The 1,707-nt window shown below is 70.3% G+C and carries 3 protein-coding genes; 1 reads left to right on the plus strand and 2 read right to left on the minus strand.

Going from position 1 to position 1,707, the window contains the following annotated elements; all coding sequences use genetic code 11:
* Window positions 1-13: 13 nt before the first annotated feature.
* Window positions 14-370, minus strand: a complete 357-nt coding sequence (locus P409_RS33635; protein ID WP_034848933.1) for a DUF952 domain-containing protein — start codon at window positions 368-370, stop codon at window positions 14-16.
* A 313-nt stretch (window positions 371-683) separates the two neighbouring features.
* On the opposite strand from P409_RS33635, the gene P409_RS33640 reads away from it, so the two are divergent.
* Window positions 684-887, plus strand: a complete 204-nt coding sequence (locus P409_RS33640) for a hypothetical protein (protein WP_152613690.1) — start codon at window positions 684-686, stop codon at window positions 885-887.
* On the opposite strand, the gene P409_RS33645 is transcribed toward P409_RS33640, so the two are convergent.
* Window positions 871-1,707, minus strand: an 837-nt coding sequence (locus P409_RS33645; protein WP_238578836.1) for a sensor histidine kinase, incomplete at its 5' end; no start/stop codon positions are given. The genes P409_RS33640 and P409_RS33645 overlap by 17 nt on opposite strands.

Raw genomic sequence — 1,707 nt, forward strand, 5'->3', positions numbered from 1 at the left:
GCGAAGAGCAGGCTCACGGCGCGGCGACGGTCGGAAACAGCCGCGGCGGGAAGACGTGGCGGCCGTCGACCAGCGACAGCGGCGCGACCCCCTGCACCGCGCCCAGCGGCAGCTCGGCATAGAGATGCGGGAACAGCGCGCCGCCGCGCGACGGCTCCCAGCGCAGCGCGGCCCCCAGCCGGTCCGGGTCGACCGCCACCAGCACCAGCCCGTCCCGGCCGGCGAAGTGGCGCGCCGCCGTCTCCTCCGCCTGCTCGGCGGTGGAGAAGTGGATGAAGCCGTCCTTGTGGTCGACGGCGGAGCCGCGATAGGCGCCGGCCGCCTCGGCCGCCGCCCATTCCGCGGCGCTGCAGATCTTGTAGATGGTCATGGCGGCCGAACCCTAGGGAAGCGGTCCTCGCCCGTCAATCGCGGGGCCGGGCCAACGGATCGTGATCGTTGCAGAATGCGAATCGTATGCGGCCGCGCGTTGCAAATTGCGAGAGCGGGTTCGCGATCAAAAGGCGCTTGGAATAAAAATTGCCGCTTGGGGTCTGAAATCGGAACAAACAGGCGATTTTGGCCATGGGACGTCGATCTCATCCCTCCAGCCCATGCCGTCCGGCCCGGCCGCGCCTCTGGCACGCCCCTTGCACCGAAGGACGGCATTAACCTTGGGAGGGGCCCAAATGGGCGACATTGCGATGACGGATAATCTGGCGGTTGTCGAGTTGAAGACGCCGATGACCTATGCCCTGGATATGGTGACGGCGATGGGCGACCCCGGCATCACCACGGTTCCGACGAAGCCGACCGCCGGCATGCTGGCGGCGGGCGCGCGGGCCGGCGGCGTCACGGTCGAGGTGGCCTGGCGGGTGTTCCAGGCGATGGTCAACGCCGCCGACTGACCGGCCGGCCGATGCTGAGCGGCAGGGGCTCGAGCACGGCCCCGCCGCCGGCGTCCCCGGTCCCGGCCTCCGCACCGGTCGGCAGCAGGATGGTGATGCGGGTGCCGACGCCGGGCTCGCTGTCGATCATCAGCATGCCGCCATGGCTTTCGACCAGCGCCTTGGCCAGCGGCAGGCCCAGCCCCGATCCCTCGCGCGGCCGTCGCGACAGCTTGCGGGCCTGGCGGAACGGCTCCAGCGCCAGGGCGATCTCCTGCTCGTTCATGCCGATGCCGGTGTCAGCCACGGTGATGCGCACCGACCGGGCCACCGCCGTCGCCTCGATCGTGACGCGGCCGCCATCGGGCGTGAACTTGACCGCGTTGGTCAGCAGGTTGATCAGGATCTGGCGCAGCCTCAAGGGATCGGCGTGCAGCAGCGGCAGGTCGCGCGCCACGCGCTGCTCGATGGTGATGCCATGCGCCTCGGCGCGCTGCGCCACGAGGCTGACCGCCCCCTCGATGTCGCTGGCCAGGTCGACCGGCTCCGGCTGCAGCTCCAGCCGGCCGGATTCGACGCGCGACAGGTCCAGCACGTCGTTGACCAGCGCCAGCAGATGCTGGCCGGAGCGGTGGATGTCCTCGGCATAGCCACGGTAGCGGTCGGGCAGCGGCCCGAGATGGGCGTCCCGGATCAGCTCGGAGAAGCCTAGGATCGCGTTCAGCGGCGTGCGCAGCTCGTGGCTCATATGGGCCAGGAAGGTGGTCTTGGCGTTGTCCGCGGCCTCGACCGCCTGCATCGCGTCGCGCATGCGCTGCTCGGCCACCCGCTCGGCGGTGAT

The organism is Inquilinus limosus MP06 (genome assembly GCF_000767795.1).
Taxonomy (GTDB): domain Bacteria; phylum Pseudomonadota; class Alphaproteobacteria; order DSM-16000; family Inquilinaceae; genus Inquilinus; species Inquilinus limosus_E.

Excerpts from the sequence above, each read along its gene's own strand:
- P409_RS33635 (WP_034848933.1), bottom strand. The coding sequence starts at position 370 with ATGACCATCTACAAGATCTGCAGCGCCGCGGAATGGGCGGCGGCCGAG.
- P409_RS33640 (WP_152613690.1), top strand. The coding sequence starts at position 684 with ATGACGGATAATCTGGCGGTTGTCGAGTTGAAGACGCCGATGACCTAT.